This window comes from Kitasatospora sp. NPDC001261 (assembly GCF_042896795.1).
GTDB lineage: Bacteria > Actinomycetota > Actinomycetes > Streptomycetales > Streptomycetaceae > Kitasatospora.
Genome location: NZ_JBIAXP010000051.1, coordinates 1 through 21,583, shown reverse-complemented (window position 1 = coordinate 21,583; position 21,583 = coordinate 1). Strand labels below are relative to the sequence as shown.

Below are 21,583 nucleotides of genomic sequence, written 5' to 3'. Positions count from 1 at the left end.
GCTGCAAGGCGCCGTGGTTTCGCGGCTGTGCTTCTCGCGGGCGAAACAGGCAAAGTACTCGTCGTGGTGCAGCCGGGCCCAGCGCCCTTCCTGGCGCACAGGTGTGGGGACGGGGCTAGAGGAGCGCCGGCAGCGCAGGACAGGTAAGCCTGGTGCTCGGCGTGTCAGGAGAAGCGAGACGGGGCGGCTGGGCAGTATGACGGCCATGGGCAACGTGTCGCTGCCTGCCTGGTGAGCCCCAGTCCGCCTCACGGGGGATGCCCTGTCGACAAGGTCGCGGTGTTGGGAGGCGTTCATGGTGGATGACAACTCTCTGGCGGAACCGGCCAATGGTCCAGTTGGAGCTGGGCGGGTGTGGACGGCCCCCGGCCCGACGGGTTTGGGGACGTCGGCTGCTCGCCCGTCCGCCGCCCGGAGACCGATCCCGGGACCGGGGCTCGGCTGTCCGTGGCCGGCGCGGATGAGCCCGCACGTGGACCGGGCCCGCGAGCACACCTCCGCGTGGATGTACCACTTCGGCCTGGCAGAGGACCGCCAGGCGAACGACCGCCAGCTGCGGGACTGGAAGATCAGCGAACTGGCCGGACTGTGCTACCCCGACGCCACCGCGGAGGGACTCGACCTCGCCTCGGATCTGATGGGCTGGTACTTCGCACCCTTCGACGACCTCTTCGACGGTGAACTGGGCCGCGACACCGCCCGCTCAGCCCAACTCCTCGGCGAGATGACCGCGATCCTGGACCGGCCCGTCCCCGTCGTCGGCCCGGGGCAGCCCCCCGTCGTCCACGCGTTCGCCGACCTCTTCCGCCGCAGCATCACCGGCATGTCCCCGGCCTGGCGCGCACGCGCCGCGCACCACTGGAAGGGCTACCTCGCCGGGCAGTACGCCGAGGTCGTCGACCGCTGCCGCGCCCTGGCCCCGGACGCGCAGAGCTGTCTGCACCGGCGCGTGAGCACCACCTCGACCCTCGTCGTCGACGACCTCCTGGAACGGGTCAACGGCGACGAGGTCGACGACCTGGTCGCGCACATGCCCTACGTGTCACAGCTGCGCCGGATCGGGGCCGAGATCGTCGCGATCAACAACGACGTGGTATCGGCCGACCGGGAGAAGGCACGTGGTGACCTCGCGAACAACCTGCTCCTGGTCCTGGAGACTGCCGAGGGCCTCACTCGTGGCGCAGCCCTCCATCGACTGGCGGGCATGCTGCGCGACCGCTACGAGCGGTTCGAACGGCTGGAACGCCACGCCGCCGACCCTGGCCGGGCGCCCTCGCCGGTGCCGGGTGCCCTGCGTAACGTGGCCGGACTGCGAGACATCGTCGCCGGAACCTTCCTGTGGGACAACACCACCGGCCGGGGCAGCACCTGACCCCCTCCCGTCGGCACGGCCCCTTCCCTTGCCGACGAGTCCAAGATCCCCACGCCCTCCACATGTGCGACCAGGGGATGAGCCTGCGCGACTCGCCGAACACCTCGTCATCACCACCGGCACGAAGGAAGGACAGGGGCCCCTCACCCGCCACCGTCGTGCGAGGGCTGCGCGAAACGCGACGAGCGGACTGCCGCGGCGGCGAGCGCATGATCGACCCTGCCGCTTGCGGGTGCTGTCAGGCAGGGGTGCCGGGGCCGAGTGCCCGTCGTCGCCGCGAATCTCCCGGGGCAGAAGCGGCTAGGGCATCCCAGGGAGATCTTCTCCAGAGGCGCTTGGGGGAACGCCGTGCGCCGCGACGATCTCGTCAGGGGTCTTGTCGCTGCCGGCCCACTCGCGGTTCAGCAGGGGAGTTGGCGGCTGGTGCTCTGCCCGGGAGCAGAGCACCGGGGGGTCACACGAAGGGGTTCTCGGTCGGCCGGTCGGTGTCCACGGCCGCGTCGAGAAGCTCGGGCAGGTCGCCGGGTTCGGAAGTGCGCTGGTCGATCCACCAGCCGGCGCGGGTGATCGTGCGGGCCTGGTCCTCGATCTGCTCCCATTGCGGCTCCGGCAGGCCGGCGTCGAGGACGAGGGTGGTGTAGGCGGCGGCGAGGACCTGGTGGCGGCACCGGATGCCCCAGGCGATGCCGCGGTCGGTGCCCTCCAGCGGTGGCATCCGGTACTGCTGGGACCAGGCTTCCGAATCAGCCTGTTCGGCGGCGCGCTTGGTCCCCAGCCACTCCGCCTTGCCCGTCTCGTCGCTGTCCTGGGCGGCACGCCAGCAGTCGGTGCAGTCCTGCTTCGCGAGCCAGTCGGCGAAGCCGGCTCGCCGGTCGGCCGGGCGGGCGCCGAGGTCGCGCTTGGCCCCGTGTCCGCACGCGTGGGTGATCATCCAGATCTTCTTCACTGCCATGTTCGTTGGTTCCTTGTTCGTTGTGGTGCTGGCCGGTCAGCGGTGGCGGTCACAGGTGGTGGCACAGGTGAGGACGGTGTCCGGGAGGGCGGGCTCGACGGCGACGGTGTACCGGCCCTGCCGGAGGCGGATGGTGGCCTCGGCTACGGCGTCGGGGCCGTCGGAGGGTGCGCGGTAGATGTCGAGGTCCGCCAGGTGACGCCATCCGGCCTTGATGAGGATCTCGGCCGGCTCGTCGGGCAGGTGGTCGCAGAGAGCGGCGACGATGCCCAGCTTGGGGTGGACGGCGAAGACCACGTCCGGTTCCTGGGGGAGATGCGGGAGCACAGAGAAGGGGCCGGTACGGCGGAACGGGGTGTTGTCGGAGGGAGTGGCGGCAGCAGACACGGGGGTTTCCTCAAGGCGGTAGGGGGAGCGGGGTTGGTCAGCGCGCGCGGGCGAAGGCGATGCGCGGGTCGACGGCCGCGGGCGGCCGGTTGCCGCCGAGCGGGCCGGCAGCGGCGGCAGGAGCGGGCTGGTGGGCCGGACTGTTGAGTGCGGCCTCGTCGATGCGGGACCTGTGCGTGGCGAACGCCTGTCGGACCGCCGCGCGGTGAGCGGCGACGTCCTCGGCGAGCCGGGGCTCCAGGGCGACCTGGAAGTTGCCGCGCCGCAGTCCCGTGACGGTGTGCGCCACGACGTCGAGCGAGTCCGCCCGGGATCCGGCCGGTGGGAAGTAGACGTCCAGGTCCCTGTGGTAGCGCCAGCCGTCGGTATCCAGGTAGATGCCCGGAGTGAAGGGCAGGTGGTCGTTGATGGCGGCGACGATGCCCAGGGTCGGGTGCTCGGCGATGGCGACGTCCGGACCGCTGTCCGGCTGGTGGCTGGGCGTCGGCTCGGCCGTGGCCGTCCGCGCCTGTGTTTGTTCCTGCCTGCCGGAGTTCACGGGGGCCAGGGCCATGTCGGTGTTGACGCGGTAGCCGGCGCCGGTGAGGAGCTTGGCCGCCCAGGCGGCGCGCTCGGGGGCTTCGCGGTGCTGGTCGGTGAGCGTGTAGAGGGTGGGGTGGCCGGGGAGGCGCTCGAAGTCGAGGCGCTCCAGCATCCACTGGGCGGCCGGGGACTGGGTGGGCAGGGAGGCGACGATGCCGTGGTTCGGGTGGTGCCCGATGGCGACGTGGGGAAGCTGGGTGGGTTCGGCGGCAGACACGGTGGGGCTCCGCTTTGGTGGTCGGACGGTGGGAGCGGTGGGCGGAACGCGGTCTGCGGCGGCGGGGCACGGCGGTTGTCCTTCCCGGGCAGGGGTTCAGCGGCGCGGACCCGCGGAGCGGACGGCGGCCGGTGCGGCGAGGACGGCTTCGGCCGGGTGACCAGTGAGGGTGCGTACGGCGGTGGGGGAGGTGGCGACGGCGGCGAGCACCCGGGTGTCGAGGCCGGCCGGGACCCGGGGTGCGGGCCGGGCGCGGCTGGGATGAGCGGCGTGCCGGTCGGCGAGGTCGCCGCGCATCGCCCGGATCTCCCGCACGTAGCCGTCCGCCATGTCCGCGATGTGGCGCAGACGGGCGGCGTAGTGCGGATCGGAAGCGCCGCCCAGGCCCTCCCACCAGGAGGCGCTTTCGTGGAGCACGCCGACGACCTGGTCGAGGACGCCGTCGCCGGGAGCGGTCAGTTCGCTCAGCGCGTCGGCCACCTCGCGGGTGTGCCCGGCTGCCGAGACGGCCTCGCCGACCTGGGCCAGCGACCGGGACGGGGGCAGCGTCGGCGAAAGGCTGTGGTCGATCAGGTCCGCCGGGCAGGTGAAGCGGTAGCCCGTGGCGCGCAGGTGGTCGACGGCCCGCGTCACGGCGCTCCGGCGCTCGCCGGGGTCGACCATGGCGACGGGAAGCCGGTGATGGGTCTCGTGGACACGGACGACGGGGATGAACCCGGCGCGGTGGAGGGCGGACTCGGCGCCGGCACGTACGGCCTGGACCTGTTGGCGGGACGGCACGCCCAGGCCGTCGAGGTACTCGTCGACGGCGGCGAGAAGCTCGGGCACGTTCCCCCGCTTGCGGGCGTCGGGCCCGCCAGGCCTGCTGTCGTAGAGGACTTCGGGCAGCTCGGCGTTGCCCGGGGCGTACCGGCTCACGAGCCACGCGTCCGGGAAACCGGGGACTTCGGGGTGTCCGCCGTCCGGTGGGGGTGAGATCGACAGGAAGGTGCCGTCGTGCAGCTGCGCGACGACGACATGGTCGTCCGCTCCGAAGTCGACCCGGGTCTCAAGGCCCCGCTGCGCGAGGGGTCGGGTGACGTGGGCGTAGTGCCGGCCAGGACCGGTGGTGTCGCGGCCGGGCGGGGTGTCCGGGCCGTAGACGTGGGCGGTGACGCCGAAGCCGTTCTCGGCGAACAGGACGGTCAGCTGGTCGGGTTGCATGGCGTGCTCCTGCGGGGTACGCGGACGGGCCGCAGCGGGGCGGGGAGCTGATGATGCCGAAGACCGGGGAGTTGGTCCGGCTGCGAAGCCGTGCTAGACGCTCACCGCGCGCACCGGAGTGCACCCGGCGTCGGCGGGACCGGTGACGTTGCCGCTGCGGCGCTGTGGCCGTGAACCGGGCCGGTGCGCGCGAGTGCGGCCTTGACCTGCTGTTCGCGGTTCGGCTCGGGCGAACCGATCCTTGGTGCGACGTGTGCTGCCAGCGCGGGAAGCGGGCCGTTCGTGAGCGGCGCGGCACACTGCCACGCCTCCTGATTGCGCAGGTCCTCGGCGCGGTCCCGCGCTCGCTCGGCGGCGGCGCGGTCTCCGGTGATCGCGGCCATGTCGGCGCGCCAGCCGTCCCGGACCTCTCGGAGCCTGTCGAGCGCGGTCTCGGTGACGTGGAGCTGTCGCAGGTCGGGGCCGATGGCGGGGTCGAGGTGGTCCTCGATCGTCGCTGCGGAACGGATGCCGGCCACGAGGTACGGGCCCTGGTCGATGAGCGTCTCGGTGTACGGCCAGGCGGCGCGGTTGCGGTCCTCCTGGGAGTCGAAGGAGCCGATCTCGCCGTGGCCCCAGGGGTCGCCAGGGGCCGGGATGTAGGCGGTGCTCAGGCGGCGCAGGGCCTCGACGGCGTGGGTGGCGGCGCTCGCGCGGGCCTGCCAGGCGGCCTGCTGGCAGCGCGGCCCCAGGGTGGTGGTGAGCTCGGCCGCCACGGCGGCCGGCGGTGCGCCGGCGGGGAAGGCGACGGGCGTGGGCAGGTGCACTGCCCTGGGGTCGTAGGCGGGCACGTTGTCGGGCCGGGCAGCGCCGACGAGGAGCGGGGCGTCCGCGCTGGTCCGCACGGCGAGGAGGCGTTCACCGTCCGGGCCGGTGAGGATGAGGGCGGTGTGCGGGGCGGAGGCGGTGTTCCAGGGCAGCCGTCCCCAGCCCCAGGCCTGGCTGCGGAGTTCGGCGAGATTCCGGCCGGGGGCGAGCGGGCTGGCCTGGACGGTCCAGCCGGGCAGGTGCTCTGCCAGCTCGGCGGCGAAGGGCGGGAGGGACCCGGGGGCGTGCGGATGGTCGGGCAGGGCCCGGCCGTCCTCGTCGAAGTACACCCGCATGTACGTCTCGTCGTCCACCGACGGGCTGCCGAAGGCAGCGCCGGGGCGGAACAGCGCGTAGGTGGATTCCCACCGCCCGTCGCCGTCGCGGGCGCTGGAGCTGAGCACGAGGCGCCAGTCGGAATCGGTGTACGGGCGGCGGTCGCGTTGGGCGGCCAGCAGTTGCTCGAACGCCGTGAAGTCGGCCGCTGTGAGGTTGGTGTGGTCGAGGTAGGACTCGACGTCGTTGCTGGGCAAGCGAGTTCAGGATTCTCGAAGGGCAGGGGCGGTCAGGCGGCCATGCGGAAGTCGGTGTCGTACAGCTGCTTCTCGCTGGGGTGGAGGAGGTGCTGCACGATGAAGGAGAGGGCGGCGACCTTCCACAGGCCCCGGCCGCGGGTGAGGGCGGCGATGGCTTGGGCTTCGACGCCGGTGAGGCCGAGCAGGGCTATGGCGGCGGGGATCTGGTCGGGTTCCTGGCGGTAGATGATCCGGGTCGAGCAGTCGGCCAGGAGACCTTCGGCGAGGACGCGACCGCGCGATCCGGCGTCGCCCGCGGACAGCAGGTCGGACAGGCGGTGCAGGATCAGCAGGTTTGCGATTCCCAGCCCGCGAGAGAGCTTCCACTGCTGCTGCATGCGCTCCAACAGGCCGACGTGGCGCATGATCCGCCACGCCTCGTCGTAAACCACCCACCTCCTGCCGCCGGCGGGGTCGGTGAGAGCGGCCTCCATCCAGGCGCTCGCGCAGGTCATCGCCAGGACGAGGGCGGTGTCGTCGCCGCTGCTGCCCAGACGGGACAGGTCGATGGAGAGCATCGGCGCGTTCGGGTCGAACGTGACGGTGGACGGGGCGTCGAACATGCCGCTCAGGTCGCCGTGGACCAGGCGGCGCAGGGCGTGCGCGAGGTCGTCGGTCGCGTGGCCGAGGCTGCCTCCCTGGTTGCCGAGGGCGGCGTCGAGGCGTTCGGGGCGGCCGAGGACGTGGGCGATGTCGCCGAGCAGCGGCACCGTGCCGGCAGCGTCGGCGTCGGCGACGACCAGGTCCAGGGCGACGTCGAGGCCGGTGTGTTCCATCGGCAGCAGGTCGCGCTTGAGCACGGTGGCCGCGAGGCTCGCCAGCAGGAGCAGACGGCGCTTGCGGACCTCGGTGCTCCAGTCCTCCTCGCTCACCTCCGCGGGCCGCTGCGGCGCGTCCAGCGGGTTCAACCGTCCGGGGAGGCCGGGGCCGAGGGCGATGGTCTGCCCGCCGAGGGCCTGGGCCAGCCCGGTCCACTCGCCCTTCGGATCGCTCGGTACGTAGATCTTGTAGCCGTGGGCGATGGAGCGGGTGGCGATGGACTTGGCGAGCGCGCTCTTGCCCATGCCGATGACGCCGCACAGGATCGCGTTTGGGTTCGTGAACCCTTCTATTCGACCGGAGTTGTAGAGCGCGAAGGGGTCGAAGCAGAAGGAGCCTTCGGCGTGGAGGTCGCGGCCGATGAAGGTGCCCTCGGCGCCGAGGCCGGCCTCCGCCAGGAAGGGGTAGGCGCCGCCGGCGACGGCGGTGGTCAGGCGGTGCTTGGGTAGGCGGAGCTTGCCGCCGCGGGCGGAGGCGGGACCCGGGCGCCCGGAGGCGGGGTAGGTGGGTCGCAGGTCGGGGTCGGGCCCCTCGTGTTCGCGGCGTCGGGTGGGGGCCTGGGCGGAGCGGGCCTTGGTGCGGGCCTCGGCGAACTCGGCGCGGGCGGCGCGCTGCTGGGCGCGGGTGGTCTTGCGCGGGACGAAGAGCGGGGAGGCGGTGGCGCGGTTCCTGGACATGATCACGGGTTTCGGAAGTCAGTGGCGGACGAGGCCGGTGAACGGGGAGTGCAGGTCGGCGGGGGTGGCGCGGCGGCGCACCAGGTGGGCGGTCTGCTGGTGGCGGCGGCAGATGGTCAGTTCGGGCGCGCCCTCGGGTAGACGGGTGCGGCAGGCGTCGCGGGTCGGGACCTCACCGCTGCCGGACCGGGGAGAGCAGTGGTAGGCGGCATGGAGGTGGTCGGCGGCCTGCCACAGCCGGGTGCGGGCGGCCTTCAGGTGGTCGCCCTCCCCGGGCAGTAGCGGGCTGGTGCGCTGGGTATGCGCGTCGAGCAGGCCGTGCAGCGAGACCAAGTGCTCGTGCAGGGAGTCGAGTTCGGCGCGGGAAGCGACCAGCGGGCCGGTGGGGATGTTGAGCGCGCGGTGGAAGTCGATCGCGGCGGTCGCGTACGGGACGAAGTCCTGCGCGGAGACGGGGGTGGCCGGCATCGGGTGCTCTTTCGGAAGACGGAAGGGCCGGCGTCAGGCGGCGAGGGCGAACGGCAGGGCGGAGGCGGTGAACGCTTCGCCCTGCTGCCAGGTGAGCGGGCGCAGGTCGAGCTGGGCGCCCACGGCGGCGGTCTCCACCACGGCGCAGGCGGAGCGCAGTTCGTCCTCGGTGTCGGCGGAGACGGTCAGCAGCCCGGTGAGGGCGACGTCGGCGTGGCCGGCGATCAGCTGGCGCTCGCGGTTCTGGATGTCCTGGTACTCCACGGAGTCGGCCTCGCTGGAGACCTGGCCCTTGCGGGCGCGCTCGGCGGAGTCGGCGATCACGGAGGCCTTCTTGCGGCGCACGTCGCGCATCGCCGAGTCGAGGTCCTGCGGCTCGTAGGACAGGGAGACGGTGCGGCGCACCCCGGAGGCGAACAGCACCTGGTGGAGGAACCCGGGGTTGACCTCGGTGCGCGGCCAGTTCTCCACCCAGTAGGTGGAGTGGTGGGCGGAGTCGGTCGAGATGTGGTCGGCCTTCTCCACCACGACCACCGGTCCGGCAGCGGCCGGGGCAGCGCCGGGGCGCCCGTCCTCGGACCAGCGGTCGAGGGCGGCGCGGGACTTGGGGTCGTAGGCGGTGCGGGCGACGGCGGCGATCTCGGTGGCGGACAGCCAGCCGGTGGGGTTGAGGCCGGCAGTGCGGGCGGACTGCTCGAACGAGCTCGTCAGCTGGGCGAGGACGGCGAAGGCACCGATGAGTCCGCCGCCGGCCTGGGAGATGAGCCGCCGGGCGCCCTTGAAGTCGAGGGCGATGGCGACGTAGGCCTCGTGCGGGGCCGCGGCCGGACCGGCGTTCTGGATCAGCTCGCCGTAGAGGGCGCCGGCCAGCGGGGCGTCGGGGCGGCCGTGCTCCTCCCAGTAGCGGCGCAGCGAGTCGCCCGAGTCGGGGACGGTGCGCTCGATGACCTGGATGCGGGCGACCTGGCCGGTGCGGGCGAGGGCCGCGAGCGCACGGCCCCAGCCGTTGACGTTGGCGTTCTGGGTGCCGGGGTCGAGCAGGGCGTAGGCGCGGCTGCTCACCTTGACGATCGCGGTGAGGGTGCTGGCGTGCGGGTCGTGGACGGCGCCGTAGCGGCGGTCCGGGGCGGTGACCACGCGCAGGCTGGCCGCGCTGCCAGGAAGGTGCAGCAGGCCCTCGCGCACCGGACGGGAGGAGGGGCGAGTGAGCCAGAGCAGCTGGCCCCGCAGGCGGCGCAGCGCGTAGCGGGCGGCGACCGGCGCCCAGTCGGCGAGGGTGCGACCGCGGTAGCGGACGAACACGGCGGCGGCGACCGTGGCCCAGACAGGTATGAGCTGGAGGGCGCCGGTGACGCCGCGGGTGGTGAGGACGGCGAGCAGCAGCAGGCCGGTGGCGGCGGAGGCGACCAGCTGCGGGGCGCTGAGGCCGAGCAGGATGCCGCGCTTGGAGCGGTGGGGGAACTTGACGGACGCGGGGGTGGCGTCGGACTTCGGAGTGGAGGACATCGGGGTTCCAGGGAGGCGCGTGCGGGCGGCGGGCGGGGGCGCGGCGCTCTTCTGGACGTCATCGCGGGGCTCCTTCGGGGATGGTGGGCCCGGGGCGGGCGGCGCTGGGCCGCCCACCCCGGGGAAGGAGGATGCTGGTCAGGACCCGGGCTCGGCGGTCCGGTTCGGGTAGACGAAGCGTCCCGGATCCGGGCCTCCAGTCGGGCCCGGACTACCAGCAGCCGGTGCCGGCAGCGGGGGAACGGCGGGGCCGACCGGTGCCGGAGGAGCGGGAACGCTCGGGGCCGAGGCCGTACCGGAAGCCGGAGAGCTCCCGACAGCGGACGGAGCGACGGAGTCTGCCAGGTTGGCACCCTGGACACGCGGGGCGGCCGGGGCCGGGGCTGCCTCGCCGCCGTCGGACTTCGACCGCTCGGCGCCGCCTCCGGCGGACGCCCGGGTAATCAGCGACGGGATGCCGGGCCGGGTGACCAGGGCGCGGCCGCGGTCGCCGCCGGCGTTCGGGTCCTCGCCGAAGCGGAACTTCGTCGGCTGCTGCGCGGGGCCGGCGTCGATGCCGTCCGCGCTGATCCGGCCGGTCGGGTCGATGCCGGAGGCAGCACCGCCGTCGCCGACCCCGGGAACCTGGGGCGGTCCCTGTGGCGCCGGCATCCCCATGCCGGACTGCATGGCCAGGGAACCGGCGGTCTTCGCCGCCCCGGCCACGGTCGCCATCCCAGCCATGCCGGTGCGGTGCACGTCGTCGTGGCCACCGCCGTCCGTCGCCCAGTGGACGAACTTGTAGACGGCGTACGGGCACAGCAACACCATGACCATGATCACGACGCCGGCCAGGGCGTCGGACAGCGCGGCGATCCCGTCCTTGGCGTCCGTCTTGCCGAGCGCGGAGACGCCGACGAGGAATACCACCGTCATCAGCAGCTTGCTGACGATCAGGGTGGCGGTGGCCTCGATCCAGCCGCGCCGCCAGCGCTTGGCGACCTCCCAGCCGCCGCCGGCACCCGCGAACGCCGCGAGCGCCACCAGCACCAGGACGCCGACCTTGCGCGCGACCATCACGCACCAGTAGAGGAACGCCCCGATCGCGCTGCCAACCGCGACCAGGGCGGGAATCGCCCAGCCGAGCGGGAACATGGCCCCGAACTGGGTCACCTTGATCATGCGCCTGACCGCGTCGGCAACGCTCGTGTGCGCCGCTTGGAACAACCCGGCCGACAAGGCGTCGACCGTCGTCACTGCTACCGCGGTGAAGCTGATCGCCCCGAAGGCGAACAGCACACCGGTCATCGTGCCCCACGCCGCCTTGGCCAGCGCCCGCTCGTCCCGGCGCCAGGCGGCCAGGATCAGCTGCGCGCAGAAGGTGCCCACAGTCAGGATCAGCCCGATCGGCAAGATCAGCTGGTAGTTGTCCCTGAACCACGGCGCTGACAGGTCGATCGCGGTGGTCTCGTCGACCGCCTTCGCGCACAGGTCGACGGCGCTGGCCGCCAGCTCACCCATCGACTTGGCGATCCACGCGCCGATGCCGTCGGTGATGCTCTTGCCCGGGTCGCTGACGAAGTTCATGCCGTCGACGACGGTGCAGACCTGGGCGATCATCGGGAGGTTGCAGATGTCCACGAGTACCTCCCGGGCTCAGGGCGCCACGGCCGGCAGCACACCGGCCAGAGCACACGGGCGGTCAGGACGGCACTGGACGGCGAGCGTGGCGGAGCGGTCCTCGGCGCCGCCGGCCGGGGCACCGTTCCAGGAGATCGACTGCTTCCCGGAGACCGTCACGGCGTAGACGTACGCCTGCGAGATCGCCCCCGGATCCGCCTGCAGCGCCCGGGTGAACGACTCCGGGAAGTGCGCCTCCGCCGCGGTCGCCGTGGCGAACTGCCCGGAGTCGGCCATCCGCCCCCAGAGCAGGGGCGACGGGACCAGCCGGTCGACCGAGTCCGCGTCGGCGTACTGGCCCTCGTCGGTCAGCCACCGGTGAAGGGAGGCCACCAGCTCGGGCTGGGAGGACGAGCGGGTGTCGTATGACCACAGCGCCACTGCGGCGGCCTTCGCGAACGCGATCGGGTCGTGCGTCGACGGCGGCCCGGGAAGCGCGGCCGAGCGCGTGCCCGGCGAAACCGAACCCGACGGGCCCGGCGCGGGCAAGCTGGCCGCAGCAGCATGTTCGGGGGAGCTCCGGCCGTCCCGGGTGACGTAGGCCAGGATCCCGGAGCAGACGACGAGCACCACCAGGACGGCCGTGCCCAGCAGCGCCCGGCGGCGCACCAGCGCGCCGCCGGACACCCCGCTGCGGGCGGCATGGAATGAACGTTTCTGCATTACTTGACCTGGCTTCCGAGCGTCGAGAAGAACGACACGACGCCGTTCGCGGCGCCCAGCAGCAGGGCGGCGCCGGCCGAGACGAGCACGCCCTTCTTGCCGTTGGCCTCGGCCTGGTGTCCACCGCTGTGGTGGCCCCAAGCCCATACTCCGGCGCTCACGGCCAGGGCGCCGACGACCGCGATGATGCCGAAGAGGTTCAGCGAGCCCATCACCTGCTTGAGGACCGAAAGGCCAGGAAGGCCGCCCTCGTTGGGGGTGATGCCGGGGTCGTAGGCGAGCTGCACGACGGCGTCCGCGAAATACAAGGGGAACTCCAGTTCGATTCAAGGCATGCCAAGGCAGCCCGGAGAAAAAGGGGGTGGAGGGGGGAGGGGAGGAGAGTGCGGGTCAGACGACCCGGCGGGCCGCGAGGATCTCCGCTCGCCACGAGGCGAGAGTCGAGATCTTGACCACGTCGCCGGTCTTCGGGGCGTGCACGATCAGCCCCGAGCCGATGAACATCCCGACGTGCTCCGGCACGGCCGCGGTGCCCCGGGTGAACAGCAGGTCACCGGGCTTGAGCGCGTCCGCCGAGACGGCGGTGCCCTGCTTGACCTGGTCGTAGGTGGTCCGCTCCAGCGAGACCCCGCCGGTTCGGTAGGCCACCTGCATCAGGGAGGAGCAGTCACACCTGCCCATCGGGTCCGCGCCGTGCGAGTTCGCGCACGCGCCGCCCCACTGGTACGGGGTGCCCAACTGTCCGAGCGCCCAGCGGATCGCGGTCTGCACCGGCTGCGACGCGTCCGTCGGGATGTTGTATCCGGCCGGCAGCGAACCGGGCGGGATCGTCCCGAAGTCGGTGCCGTCACCACCCGCCGTCGGCGTACCGCAGCCCCCACTGCTGGGCGACGGGCTTGGGGTGCTGCCCGTCGTCGGCGTCGGCGCTGGGGTGGGCGAGGTGCCGGTGGCGGGGGAGAGCAGCGGGGCGATGGCCTTCTGCAGGGCCTCCGCCAAGGGCTGCCACTTCGCGTAGGCGTTGGGGAAGCCGGAGCGCTGCACCGCCTGGGCGGCCTGGGTGACGGTCATCGACTCCCAACCGTTGACCTCCTGCAGTGCCGCGTAGAACTTCGTCGAGGCGTACACCGGCTGCATGATCTGCTCCGGCGTGCCCCAGCCCTGCGAGGGCCGCTGCTGGAACAGTCCCAGCGAATCCCGGTCGCCATAGCGGATGTTGCGAAGTTCGCTCTCCTGTATCGCCGTTGCGAGCGCGACGACCTGCCCGCGGACGGGGATGTGCAAGGCGACGCCGGTGGCCTGGATGGTCTTCGCGTTGGGGATCTGCTCGTCGGGCTTGCTCAGCCCCGCCACGCTCGGGGCGCTGAGCGGGCTGGAGCCCTTCAGGATCGCCTCGACCTGTGCCGCGACGGCCGAGCTGTCCACACTCTGCGGACCGCCGCCGGGCGGACACGAGGTGGACGTCGCCGAGGCGTTGCCCGCGCCGGCGATCACCACCGGCAGGGCCAGCATCAGCGGGCCGCAGGCGACGGCCCCGACGAGTGCGCCGACCGCCTTCTTCACGGTGCCCGCCGATCACCGAACCGGAACCGGGCCAACGGCGGAGGCGGATGAGGGCATGGGTGTGCCAGGGCATGCTGCATCGCAGCGGCTCCTTGCGGGGTTTGTAGGAGAGTGCGGTGCCGGCTCCTCGTGCGAAGAAGTCGCCGGCACCGCACCGGTGGTGAAACCGCCGTTCAGGGCGGGTCCGGGTCAGGGGAGTTGGTAGCTCCCGGACGCCGGTCTCGGGTCACGCGCGGCAGCCGGCCGCGCTCGTAATCTCAGCTGGAACACGAGGCACCCCTCGGGCGTAGGGAAGATTCGCGCACTCCGTCGCGCGGTCTCGCCTGGGCGGGACAGCGCGGGCCAATGCGCCCCGGTTCGGGCCGACTTGGCCCGCTGCCCGGTTGGCATGGCGAGACAGTAGACGCGAACTCCGGCCGCGCCAAACGAGCCCCGACCAGCCTCGACGTCCTCGTGCTGTCCGTTAGGCACGGCTGCCGATCGCGGCTACCGTCCCCTGCACCACCGCTCCCGGCGGCTGCCACGGCGCGCCGCCCGGAGCCGGTAAACCCCTGCCCGAGGAAGGCCCCCGTGAACGACTTCACCCTCCACCGAGGCGACGCCCTCACCGTGCTGAAGAACCTCCCCGACGAGTCCGTCAACGCGGTCATCACCGACCCGCCGTACAACAGCGGCGGCCGCACCAGCTCCGAGCGCACCAGCCGCGACGCCCGCGCCAAGTACGTCACCAGCGGCTCCGCCCACGACCTCCAGACCTTCCCCGGCGAGAACCGCGACCAGCGCTCCTACCGCGCCTGGCTCACCGAACTCCTCACCGAGGCCTACCGGGCGAGCACCGAGCACGCGGTCGCCATGGTCTTCTCCGACTGGAGGCAGGAGCCCACCACCAGCGACGCCCTCCAGATGGCCGGCTGGACCTGGCAGGGCACCATCCCCTGGATCAAGCCCGCAAGCCGACCGCGGAAGGGCGGCTTCAAACAGTCCGCCGAGTTCATCACCTGGGGCGTCAAGGGCACCCTCGACAACAGCCGCAACCTCTACCTGCCCGGCCACTTCATCGCCAGCCAGCCACGCAAGGACCGCGTCCACATCACCCAGAAGCCGCTGGAGATCATGCAGCAGCTCGTCCAGATCTGCCCCGAAGGCGGCACCGTCCTCGACCCCTTCACCGGCAGTGGCTCCACCGGCGTTGCTGCCCTGCGCGAGGGCCGGCGCTTCGTCGGCGTTGAACTCTCCCCGCACTACGCCGAGATCGCCGAACAGCGCCTGCGAGCAGAGCTGACCCAGGACGACTTCGCCCTCGCCGGACCGGAGGCCTGACCATGAGAACCACCAGGCCAATGGCCCACAGACGCGAAAGGGCGGCTGGAGCACCACGCTCCAGCCGCCCGTTTCCGCCGGTCAGGACTCCATGACCGCCCGCCGGATCAACGGCACCGCCTTCTCGAGGTCCGCCGACGAAGCGATCCGCACCTCCAGATCACCCGTCCCCAGGTGCCCGACGTTACGCACGTCCCGCGTGAAGCCCTCCTCCAGCTCCACCGAGTCCGGGCCCAAACGCAGGTAGACCAGCAGCGCCCCGTGCCCCGGGCGGAACACGACCGAGGCCACGTTCAGGATCCGCCGGTAGGCGATGTAGTGCTTCAGCAGCACAACCTCCAGCTCACCCGCCGCTGCCAGCACCTCGTCCAGCTCGCCGTACAGCTCCTGTAGACGTCCAGGCACCTCCACCTGCGACGCTTCCACTGGCACCGCGACCGCCTCCGGCTCGGCATGCACCTCGCCAGCTGGCTCGGCCGGTACCGGAGACGAGGAAGCGGTGAAGCCCGGGACCGTCTCGACCAGCTGCAACGTCAGCAGGTCCGGCCCGAAGACCCGGTAGCGCACCAGGTCCAGGCGATGGCTCCGCTGGTGAAGCGAAGCCGCGGCCCGGTCGTGACGCGAGAACTCGGCCGCGACACAGATCACCCGGGGTCGTCGCCAGTCGATCGTCTCCACCACCTCGTTACCCAGGCGTCTGCGAACCAGCGCCTCGAACTCGTGCCGGTGCGCCAGAAGCCAGACGAGGTAGGACGTCGCCTGCGTGATCACCCCGGAGTCGCGGCCGCGCTTGAACTCGATGATCACCGGCACGCCGTTCTCGTCGAGGCCCAGCGTGTCGATCTCCCCCCGGTGCCACGGCCCCGTCGGGTACTTCGTCGCCAAGAAGCGCACCCCGAGCATCTCCTCCAGCGACCCCTCGACCCGCTGCTGAAGCTCCTTCTCCTGTGCCACCGTCGAACCGCGGACCTCGATGTCGCGGCCGTCGGTACCCCGCCGGAACACCTTCAGATCGGCCACCCATCCCCCTCGTGTGATCGTACGGAGAGACCAATCAAGAAGAGGACTTGTGTATTCCGGTTTTGCTGGCTGGCGGCCAGCCGGTCCCGAGGCATATCTGAGCTTCTGGGCATATCAGGGTGCTGGGCGGTAGCGGGTTCTCGCTATCTGGCATCGAGTCGCTACGATGTGTAGTGAGGTGTGGCTGGCTACCGCCCTCCGCTGTTGGCTGCGCTGACTCTGATCCGACGTCCGGAGAACGCCCGCCGATTGCGTCAATCGAACCGCTTCGGACCGTGGGGCTGGCCGGGGACAACTGAATACTGCGAGACCCTGTGACGTCGGGCGGGCTCTCGGCTACCTGATTCGACGCAGACATGGGCGCGTTCGCGCCTGCCTGCCTGGATATAGAGGAGCCGAAGCCGTGCAGATTGTCGGCTGGCTGGCCACAGCGCTTCTTGTCGGACGAGAAGCCGCCCGTCTCGTCCGGTTAGTGGTGAACCGTATCCCGCGCCTTTCCGAGATGGCGATCGTCGCGCTGGAGAGCATCGGTCGTGTGCGTGATGCGTGGGTCCGCGTGCAGGAGCACGGCGCCAAGTGCACGTGCGGAGACTTCGTCTCGATGTCAGGCCGCCTGCGTGCTCGGCCGAGCTGCTGCTGCGACAGCCGCAGCGGTTGCCGCGATGACGGTCAGGGTGAGGAAGAGTGCCGGGTGTCCGCCGCCGAGTGCCGGGGTGAGCGCCGTGGTTGCCCAGGGAGCCAGGGCGCCGGCGATGGTGGCCGGCGCGGCGAGGAGGGCGCTGAGTCGGCCGTACGAGGCGGTTCCCCAGCGGTCGGAGACGGCGGTGGCCTGGAGCAGGGTGAGGTTGCCGCGGACGGTGCCGGCGAGGATCGCGATGGCGAGGAGCAGAACGGTCGGGCCGGGGACGGCTGCGAGGAGTGCGGTTGTGGCTCCTCCGGCGCCGATGAGGACGACCGTGCGAGTGGTGACGCCGGTGCAGCGGGCGAGGGTGGCGCAGAGGGTTCGGCCGAGGGTTTGACCCGAGGCAGCCGAACCCGAGCGCCCAGGCGGCCGCGGTTGAGACGGCGCTGCGCTCCATGAGGAGCGGGACCAGGTTGAACACCACGCCGTACAGATCCCCGACGACATCGTCGCGGTCGACCTCACCGGTGACGTCAAGACCGTCACCGACTCCGAGGGCAATGTGCACCGGGCGCGCGCCGTGATCGTCACCACCGGCTCCCAGCACCGCAAGCTCGGCCTGCCGAACGAGGACAAGCTCTCCGGCCGGGGCGTCTCCTGGTGCGCGACCTGTGACGGCTTCTTCTTCCGCGACCAGGACATCGCGGTGGTCGGCGGCGGCGACACCGCGCTGGAGGAGGCGACCTTCCTCTCCCGCTTCGCCAAGAGCGTCACGATCATCCACCGCCGGGACAGCCTGCGCGCCTCCAAGGCGATGCAGGAGCGCGCCTTCGCCGACCCGAAGATCCGCTTCGAGTGGGACAGCGCGGTCGAGGCCATCCACGGCGACCCGAAGCTGACCGGCGTCACCCTGCGCGACACCACCACCGGCGAGACCCGCGAGCTGGCCGTCACCGGCCTGTTCATCGCGATCGGCCACGACCCGCGCACCGAGCTCTTCAAGGGCCAGCTGAACCTCGACGCCGACGGCTACCTCAAGGTCGACGCCCCCTCGACCCGGACCAACGTCGACGGCGTGTTCGGTGCCGGTGACGTCGTGGACCACACCTACCGCCAGGCCGTCACCGCCACCGGCACCGGCTGCTCCTCCGCTCTGGATGCCGAGCGCTACCTGGCCGCCCTCGCTGACGTCGCCTCCGATGACCTCGACGAGGACCAGGGCGAGCTGGAGCCTGTGGCCTGACACCGTGGCTTCGGCCGGGCAGGGAAGCCCGGCCCGTGAACCGTCCTGCGCACGACCCTGCCTGAGCTTGTGACATGTGAGGAGACCGTTGTGGCTGGCGCCACCGTTACCGTGACCGACGAGACGTTCACCGCCGAGGTGCTGGGCAGCGACAAGCCCGTGCTGGTCGACTTCTGGGCCACCTGGTGCGGCCCGTGCCGCCAGATTGCTCCCCTCCTGGAGCAGGTGGCGGCCGAGTACGGCGACAAGATCACCATCGCCAAGCTCGACGCCGGTGCGAACCCGAGACGACCTTGAAGTACGACGTGCTGTCGCTGCCCACAATGCACGTCTCCCAGGGTGGTGAGATCGTGCAGACGATCACCATCGCCAAGCCGAAGGCTGCATTGCTGCGTGACCTCGCCGCGCTCCTCTGACCGGCGTCACGGACGGCTTTGGACAGTGGCTCAGCCCTCGCGGGCTGGGCCGCCGTCGTACTGTCTGTTGGTTCGGACTCTTTGGTCTGCGGTTCTGGATCACGAAATTGATCCAGAACCATACTTAACCGTCGCTGACAGTATTTGCCATGTTCCAGCGAGGACTCGAGTTGGCGAAGCCGGCTTTAGGAGAGCTGTGCTCTATCCCCTGATGTCCTAGGGGGGGCTTGTCGAGATCCTTGCCGGAAACCCGCACACGAGTGTCCGACTTTGGAGGAACAAGTTCCCAGGTCAGGCGAGATGTGAACTAGTGCCGCATCAGGCAACGTTCGCCTCGCTGATGGAGCGCGGAGGAGTAAATCGGTGGGGTGATGCAGGGGAATCTGCCACGATCATCGGGTGGGTGCATTGGATGCAGTGGCAGGCAGGGTTGCTGGCGGGGCCACCGTGACGTTCCGGCCCAGCGGCTCCTCGATGGTCCCGCTGATACGTAGTCGGCAGCAGGTGATCGTTGCCCCGGTCGACCCGTCGAAGGTGGAGGTCGGAGACATCGTCCTCGCCCGTGTCGCCGGGACGGTCTACTTGCACTTGGTGTCGTCCGTGGACCTCGCCAGGAAGCGGGTGCAGATCAGCAATAACCGTGGCCGCGTCAACGGCTGGACCAGCCACGATCGTGTCTTTGGTATCTGTGTGGCAGTCGACGGTGTCACTCGGTCTGGAGTTGAAGGCAAGGCGCTCGCGGCAGCCGACTCTGGTGATCCCTCCTGAACCTGACGCTTCCGGCGGCATCGGCCGCCAAGCTATGCGGGTGGCAGAACGAGTGCGTGTTCGCGAGATCGATGACGACGAGGGCCAGCGGTTACTGCGGATAGTCCGCAGAGGCACGGGCTCCGTGGTGACCTGGCGGCGCGCCCAGATGGTGCTGCTCTCCGCCCAGGGTATGCCGGTTGCGAAGATCGCGGAGGTGTCGTTCACCAGCGCGGACCGGGTCCGGGATGTGATCCACAACTTCAACGCGGACGGCTTCGACTCGCTCTACCCGAAGTACCGGGGCGGACGACCGAGGACGTTCACGCTGCCCGAGCGCCGGGAGATCAAGAAGATCGCCAAGTCGAAGCCGGCCGAGCACGGCCTGCCGTTCTCGATTTGGAGCCTGGCCAAGCTGGCGGACTTCCTGGTCGCCGAGGGGGTGGTCGACGACATCAGCCACGAGGGACTTCGGGTCCTGCTCCGCGAGGCGGGCGTCTCGTTTCAACACGTGAAGACCTGGAAGACCTCCCGCGACCCGGACTACGCCTCGAAGAAGGCGAGGGTCGAGCACCTGTACGCGATCGCCGACGGTGAGGTCATACCTGAGGACGGCGAGCCCGAAGTCATCTACTGCCTGGACGAGTTCGGACCGCTCAACCTCCAGCCGCACCCGGGCCGACAGTGGGCCGAACGCGGCGGCCGGCACAAGGATCCCGACCGCGATCCCCGCCCGCGCAGGCGGGCGACCTATACCCGCCCGCACGGGGTCCGGCATCTGTTTGCCGCCTACGACCTGGCCAAGGACCAGCTCTACGGGCACGTCAAGAAGACCAAGAACCGCTCCAAGTTCCTGGAGTTCTGCCGCTACCTGCGCTCGCTGCACCCCGCGGACGTGCGCATCGCGATCGTCTGCGACAACTACTCACCGCACCTGACCACAAAACGCTGCCAGCGGGTCGGGACGTGGGCCGAGGCGAACAACGTGGAAATCGCATACACCCCGACCAACAGCTCCTGGCTCAACCGGATCGAGGCCCAGTTCACCGCCCTGCGCTATTTCGCCCTCGACGGCACCGACCACACCAGCCACAAGGAACAGAGCAGCATGATCCGCCGCTACATCATCTGGCGAAACCGCCATGCCAGCGATCGGCGCCTACGCGCGGTCGTTGCCAGGGCAAACGTTGCCTGATACGGCACTAGAACGGGGACGGCCGGGGCTGGAGGACAACAGACGGCGATTTGCACCGCCTCCGGCCCCGCACGCGAGTCCGCGATCTCGGGGCCCGGCTCAGACCGACCTCGTCACCGATCGGCACGCCGCAGGACCATCGTCAAGACCCAGCGCAACAAGCGGCCACTCGTCAACCTTCGGTGAGATCGCTCAACCTTCGGTGCGACAGGACACAGACGGTACATGGAGGGTGAGGCCGACCCGGGGCGGTCCTTGGCCAACCGACAGAATCTGTTGACCTGCAGTGACGCTTCCTCGGCGACGTGGGCCTTCCCGGCTCTCCAAAGATCGTTTCCCGCGTCGATGCCGGGGTCGCCTTCGGTGTCTCCAGCGGCAGGCGCCGATGGGCCGGCGACGGACGCGGCAGCGGCGGCGGCCGACCCATCGGTCGGAACGAGCCGGACGAGATGATCTCGTCACCGTCGGGGGATCTTAATGGAAGGCCCGAACCGGTTGGTCAGGATGGTGGGCTGCGCTGTTGGCGTCGCTGCGGCACCGTTCTGGGCCACGAGCCGATCGCCCCTGTCGAGAGCATGCGTTGCCGTGGCCGCCCGATTACGATCGACTGGGAAGCAGTCGTTCCGGAGAAGCGATTTGCATTCTGGAAGCTGAGCCACCGTCGCACGGATCTCGTCGCGGCGACAAAAATTTTCCGAAGGAATCCTAGACCTTCATCGGGGTCCGGCGAGCGCCCTGCAGTGGGAAAGGCTTCTCTGCGCCCAATCGCGGGATACTCCGAGAAATTTGACGTCCCGTCCCCGAGTGCCGCACCGCTCGCGTCAGACCTTCCGCCAGATCGAACCTCACTACACCTCACGTCGAAAGAGAAGCGCATGGCATCGAAATGGACGTCCGTATCGAAGCTCTCAGTAGTGCTTGAGACCGGCGAGCAGCGGGGTGCGATATACGCCTCCAACAAGCCCGACGAGATCGGCGTGACGGTCACCGTGCAGCCGACCGACGACGACGGGAATCCGATCACCGACAAGGTCGTTTTTGGGAAGGGTGGCGTGGCGCTGATCGACTATGTCGACGAGTCGTCAATGCCTTCCGCGGGGGGCGACAAGATCAACTGGTGGTGCTCGGACAACAAGAGCGTGACCCAGACGGGAAGCGGCCTCTTCCAGGTGAAGTACACGGCATTCCGCTCGAGTGCTGTGAATCTGCATGCGAAGTCGATCGGCGTCTCGGTGACGACCGAGTCCGGAAGGTGCATCTACAGCTCGATGAACGGGACCTTCCACAGTTCGGTCGTGATCGAACCCCGGTAATGGTCCGGCGTGCGGGTCCGTTCCGGTCACCCCCGGTGTGACCGGGAGCGGCTGCGGTCCCCCGTCGAGGGAAAGGTTCTCGGCCCGCAGGCCCCGGATCCGTCCGGCCGGCGGCATCGACTACGAGGGGCGGCTCCTCTCGGTGACGCGGCGCGTCCGCGTCCCGCCCATTCCTATCCGTGCGGAGCCGATGACGGACAGCGACTTTCCGGCCCGACCTG

Annotated in this window: 19 protein-coding genes and 2 pseudogenes; 7 read left to right on the top strand and 14 right to left on the bottom strand. The window is 70.7% G+C overall.

The genetic code is table 11. From position 1 onward, the window contains the following. Positions 1–460 precede the first annotated feature (460 nt). Complete coding sequence (locus tag ACFY4B_RS41510; RefSeq protein ID WP_387976756.1) at positions 461–1,372, top strand: pentalenene synthase; 912 nt, start codon at positions 461–463, stop codon at positions 1,370–1,372. Positions 1,373–1,826: 454 nt separating this feature from the next. Here the strand turns inward: ACFY4B_RS41510 and ACFY4B_RS41505 are convergent, their stop codons facing one another. From ACFY4B_RS41505 to ACFY4B_RS41450, 12 genes are all read right to left on the bottom strand, one after another. Then, positions 1,827–2,324: a hypothetical protein gene (locus ACFY4B_RS41505; RefSeq protein WP_387976753.1), complete on the bottom strand. Its 498-nt coding sequence runs from the start codon at positions 2,322–2,324 to the stop codon at positions 1,827–1,829. Between the two features lie 36 nt (positions 2,325–2,360). After that, positions 2,361–2,711 (bottom strand): hypothetical protein, encoded by a 351-nt coding sequence (locus ACFY4B_RS41500; protein WP_387976750.1) that lies wholly within the window; start codon positions 2,709–2,711, stop codon positions 2,361–2,363. 37 nt (positions 2,712–2,748) lie between these two features. Then, positions 2,749–3,510, bottom strand: coding sequence for a hypothetical protein (locus ACFY4B_RS41495; RefSeq protein WP_387976747.1), 762 nt, complete (start codon positions 3,508–3,510; stop codon positions 2,749–2,751). Between the two features lie 96 nt (positions 3,511–3,606). Beyond that, positions 3,607–4,713, bottom strand: coding sequence for a hypothetical protein (locus ACFY4B_RS41490; RefSeq protein ID WP_387976744.1), 1,107 nt, complete (start codon positions 4,711–4,713; stop codon positions 3,607–3,609). Between the two features lie 101 nt (positions 4,714–4,814). Continuing rightward, positions 4,815–6,092, bottom strand: coding sequence for a hypothetical protein (locus ACFY4B_RS41485; RefSeq protein WP_387976741.1), 1,278 nt, complete (start codon positions 6,090–6,092; stop codon positions 4,815–4,817). A 32-nt stretch (positions 6,093–6,124) separates the two neighbouring features. Then, positions 6,125–7,630 carry an ATP-binding protein gene (locus tag ACFY4B_RS41480; RefSeq protein ID WP_387976738.1) on the bottom strand — a complete coding sequence of 502 codons (1,506 nt, stop codon included), beginning with the start codon at positions 7,628–7,630 and terminating at the stop codon, positions 6,125–6,127. An 18-nt stretch (positions 7,631–7,648) separates the two neighbouring features. Next, entirely contained in the window at positions 7,649–8,098 is a 450-nt protein-coding gene (locus tag ACFY4B_RS41475) for a DUF6238 family protein (protein ID WP_387976735.1), read from the bottom strand. A gap of 33 nt (positions 8,099–8,131) precedes the next feature. Further along, complete coding sequence (locus ACFY4B_RS41470; RefSeq protein WP_387976732.1) at positions 8,132–9,604, bottom strand: SCO6880 family protein; 1,473 nt, start codon at positions 9,602–9,604, stop codon at positions 8,132–8,134. Positions 9,605–9,742: 138 nt separating this feature from the next. Beyond that, positions 9,743–11,203 carry an ATP-binding protein gene (locus tag ACFY4B_RS41465; protein ID WP_387976806.1) on the bottom strand — a complete coding sequence of 487 codons (1,461 nt, stop codon included), beginning with the start codon at positions 11,201–11,203 and terminating at the stop codon, positions 9,743–9,745. Positions 11,204–11,239: 36 nt separating this feature from the next. Then, positions 11,240–11,926 carry a hypothetical protein gene (locus tag ACFY4B_RS41460; RefSeq protein WP_387976729.1) on the bottom strand — a complete coding sequence of 229 codons (687 nt, stop codon included), beginning with the start codon at positions 11,924–11,926 and terminating at the stop codon, positions 11,240–11,242. Beyond that, on the bottom strand, positions 11,926–12,234 hold the full coding sequence (locus ACFY4B_RS41455) for a DUF6112 family protein (RefSeq protein ID WP_387976726.1): 309 nt from the start codon (positions 12,232–12,234) through the stop codon (positions 11,926–11,928). The genes ACFY4B_RS41460 and ACFY4B_RS41455 overlap by 1 nt, the downstream gene beginning before the upstream one ends. A gap of 82 nt (positions 12,235–12,316) precedes the next feature. Further along, positions 12,317–13,486, bottom strand: a complete 1,170-nt coding sequence (locus tag ACFY4B_RS41450; RefSeq protein WP_387976723.1) for a C40 family peptidase — start codon at positions 13,484–13,486, stop codon at positions 12,317–12,319. Between the two features lie 570 nt (positions 13,487–14,056). Between ACFY4B_RS41450 and ACFY4B_RS41445 the strand changes: the two genes are divergently transcribed. Next, positions 14,057–14,806, top strand: a complete 750-nt coding sequence (locus ACFY4B_RS41445; protein ID WP_387976720.1) for a DNA-methyltransferase — start codon at positions 14,057–14,059, stop codon at positions 14,804–14,806. Between the two features lie 81 nt (positions 14,807–14,887). Here ACFY4B_RS41445 and ACFY4B_RS41440 read toward each other — a convergent pair whose 3' ends face one another. Together ACFY4B_RS41440 and ACFY4B_RS41435 are read right to left on the bottom strand one after the other, a co-directional pair. Further along, positions 14,888–15,826, bottom strand: coding sequence for a hypothetical protein (locus ACFY4B_RS41440; protein WP_387976717.1), 939 nt, complete (start codon positions 15,824–15,826; stop codon positions 14,888–14,890). Between the two features lie 604 nt (positions 15,827–16,430). Then, positions 16,431–17,039, bottom strand: a complete 609-nt coding sequence (locus ACFY4B_RS41435; RefSeq protein ID WP_387976714.1) for a hypothetical protein — start codon at positions 17,037–17,039, stop codon at positions 16,431–16,433. On the opposite strand from ACFY4B_RS41435, the pseudogene ACFY4B_RS41430 reads away from it, so the two are divergent. The 5 genes and pseudogenes from ACFY4B_RS41430 to ACFY4B_RS41410 all read left to right on the top strand — a co-directional run. After that, positions 16,942–17,691, top strand: a pseudogene (locus ACFY4B_RS41430) (NAD(P)/FAD-dependent oxidoreductase); the annotation flags it as partial. The gene ACFY4B_RS41435 and the pseudogene ACFY4B_RS41430 sit on opposite strands and share 98 nt — an antisense overlap. A gap of 90 nt (positions 17,692–17,781) precedes the next feature. Next, positions 17,782–18,107: pseudogene (gene trxA, locus ACFY4B_RS41425) on the top strand (thioredoxin). A 399-nt stretch (positions 18,108–18,506) separates the two neighbouring features. Beyond that, positions 18,507–18,875, top strand: coding sequence for a S26 family signal peptidase (locus ACFY4B_RS41420; RefSeq protein WP_384231952.1), 369 nt, complete (start codon positions 18,507–18,509; stop codon positions 18,873–18,875). 40 nt (positions 18,876–18,915) lie between these two features. After that, positions 18,916–20,049: an IS630 family transposase gene (locus ACFY4B_RS41415; protein ID WP_387976711.1), complete on the top strand. Its 1,134-nt coding sequence runs from the start codon at positions 18,916–18,918 to the stop codon at positions 20,047–20,049. 875 nt (positions 20,050–20,924) lie between these two features. Beyond that, on the top strand, positions 20,925–21,362 hold the full coding sequence (locus tag ACFY4B_RS41410; protein WP_387976708.1) for a hypothetical protein: 438 nt from the start codon (positions 20,925–20,927) through the stop codon (positions 21,360–21,362). Positions 21,363–21,583 lie beyond the last annotated feature (221 nt).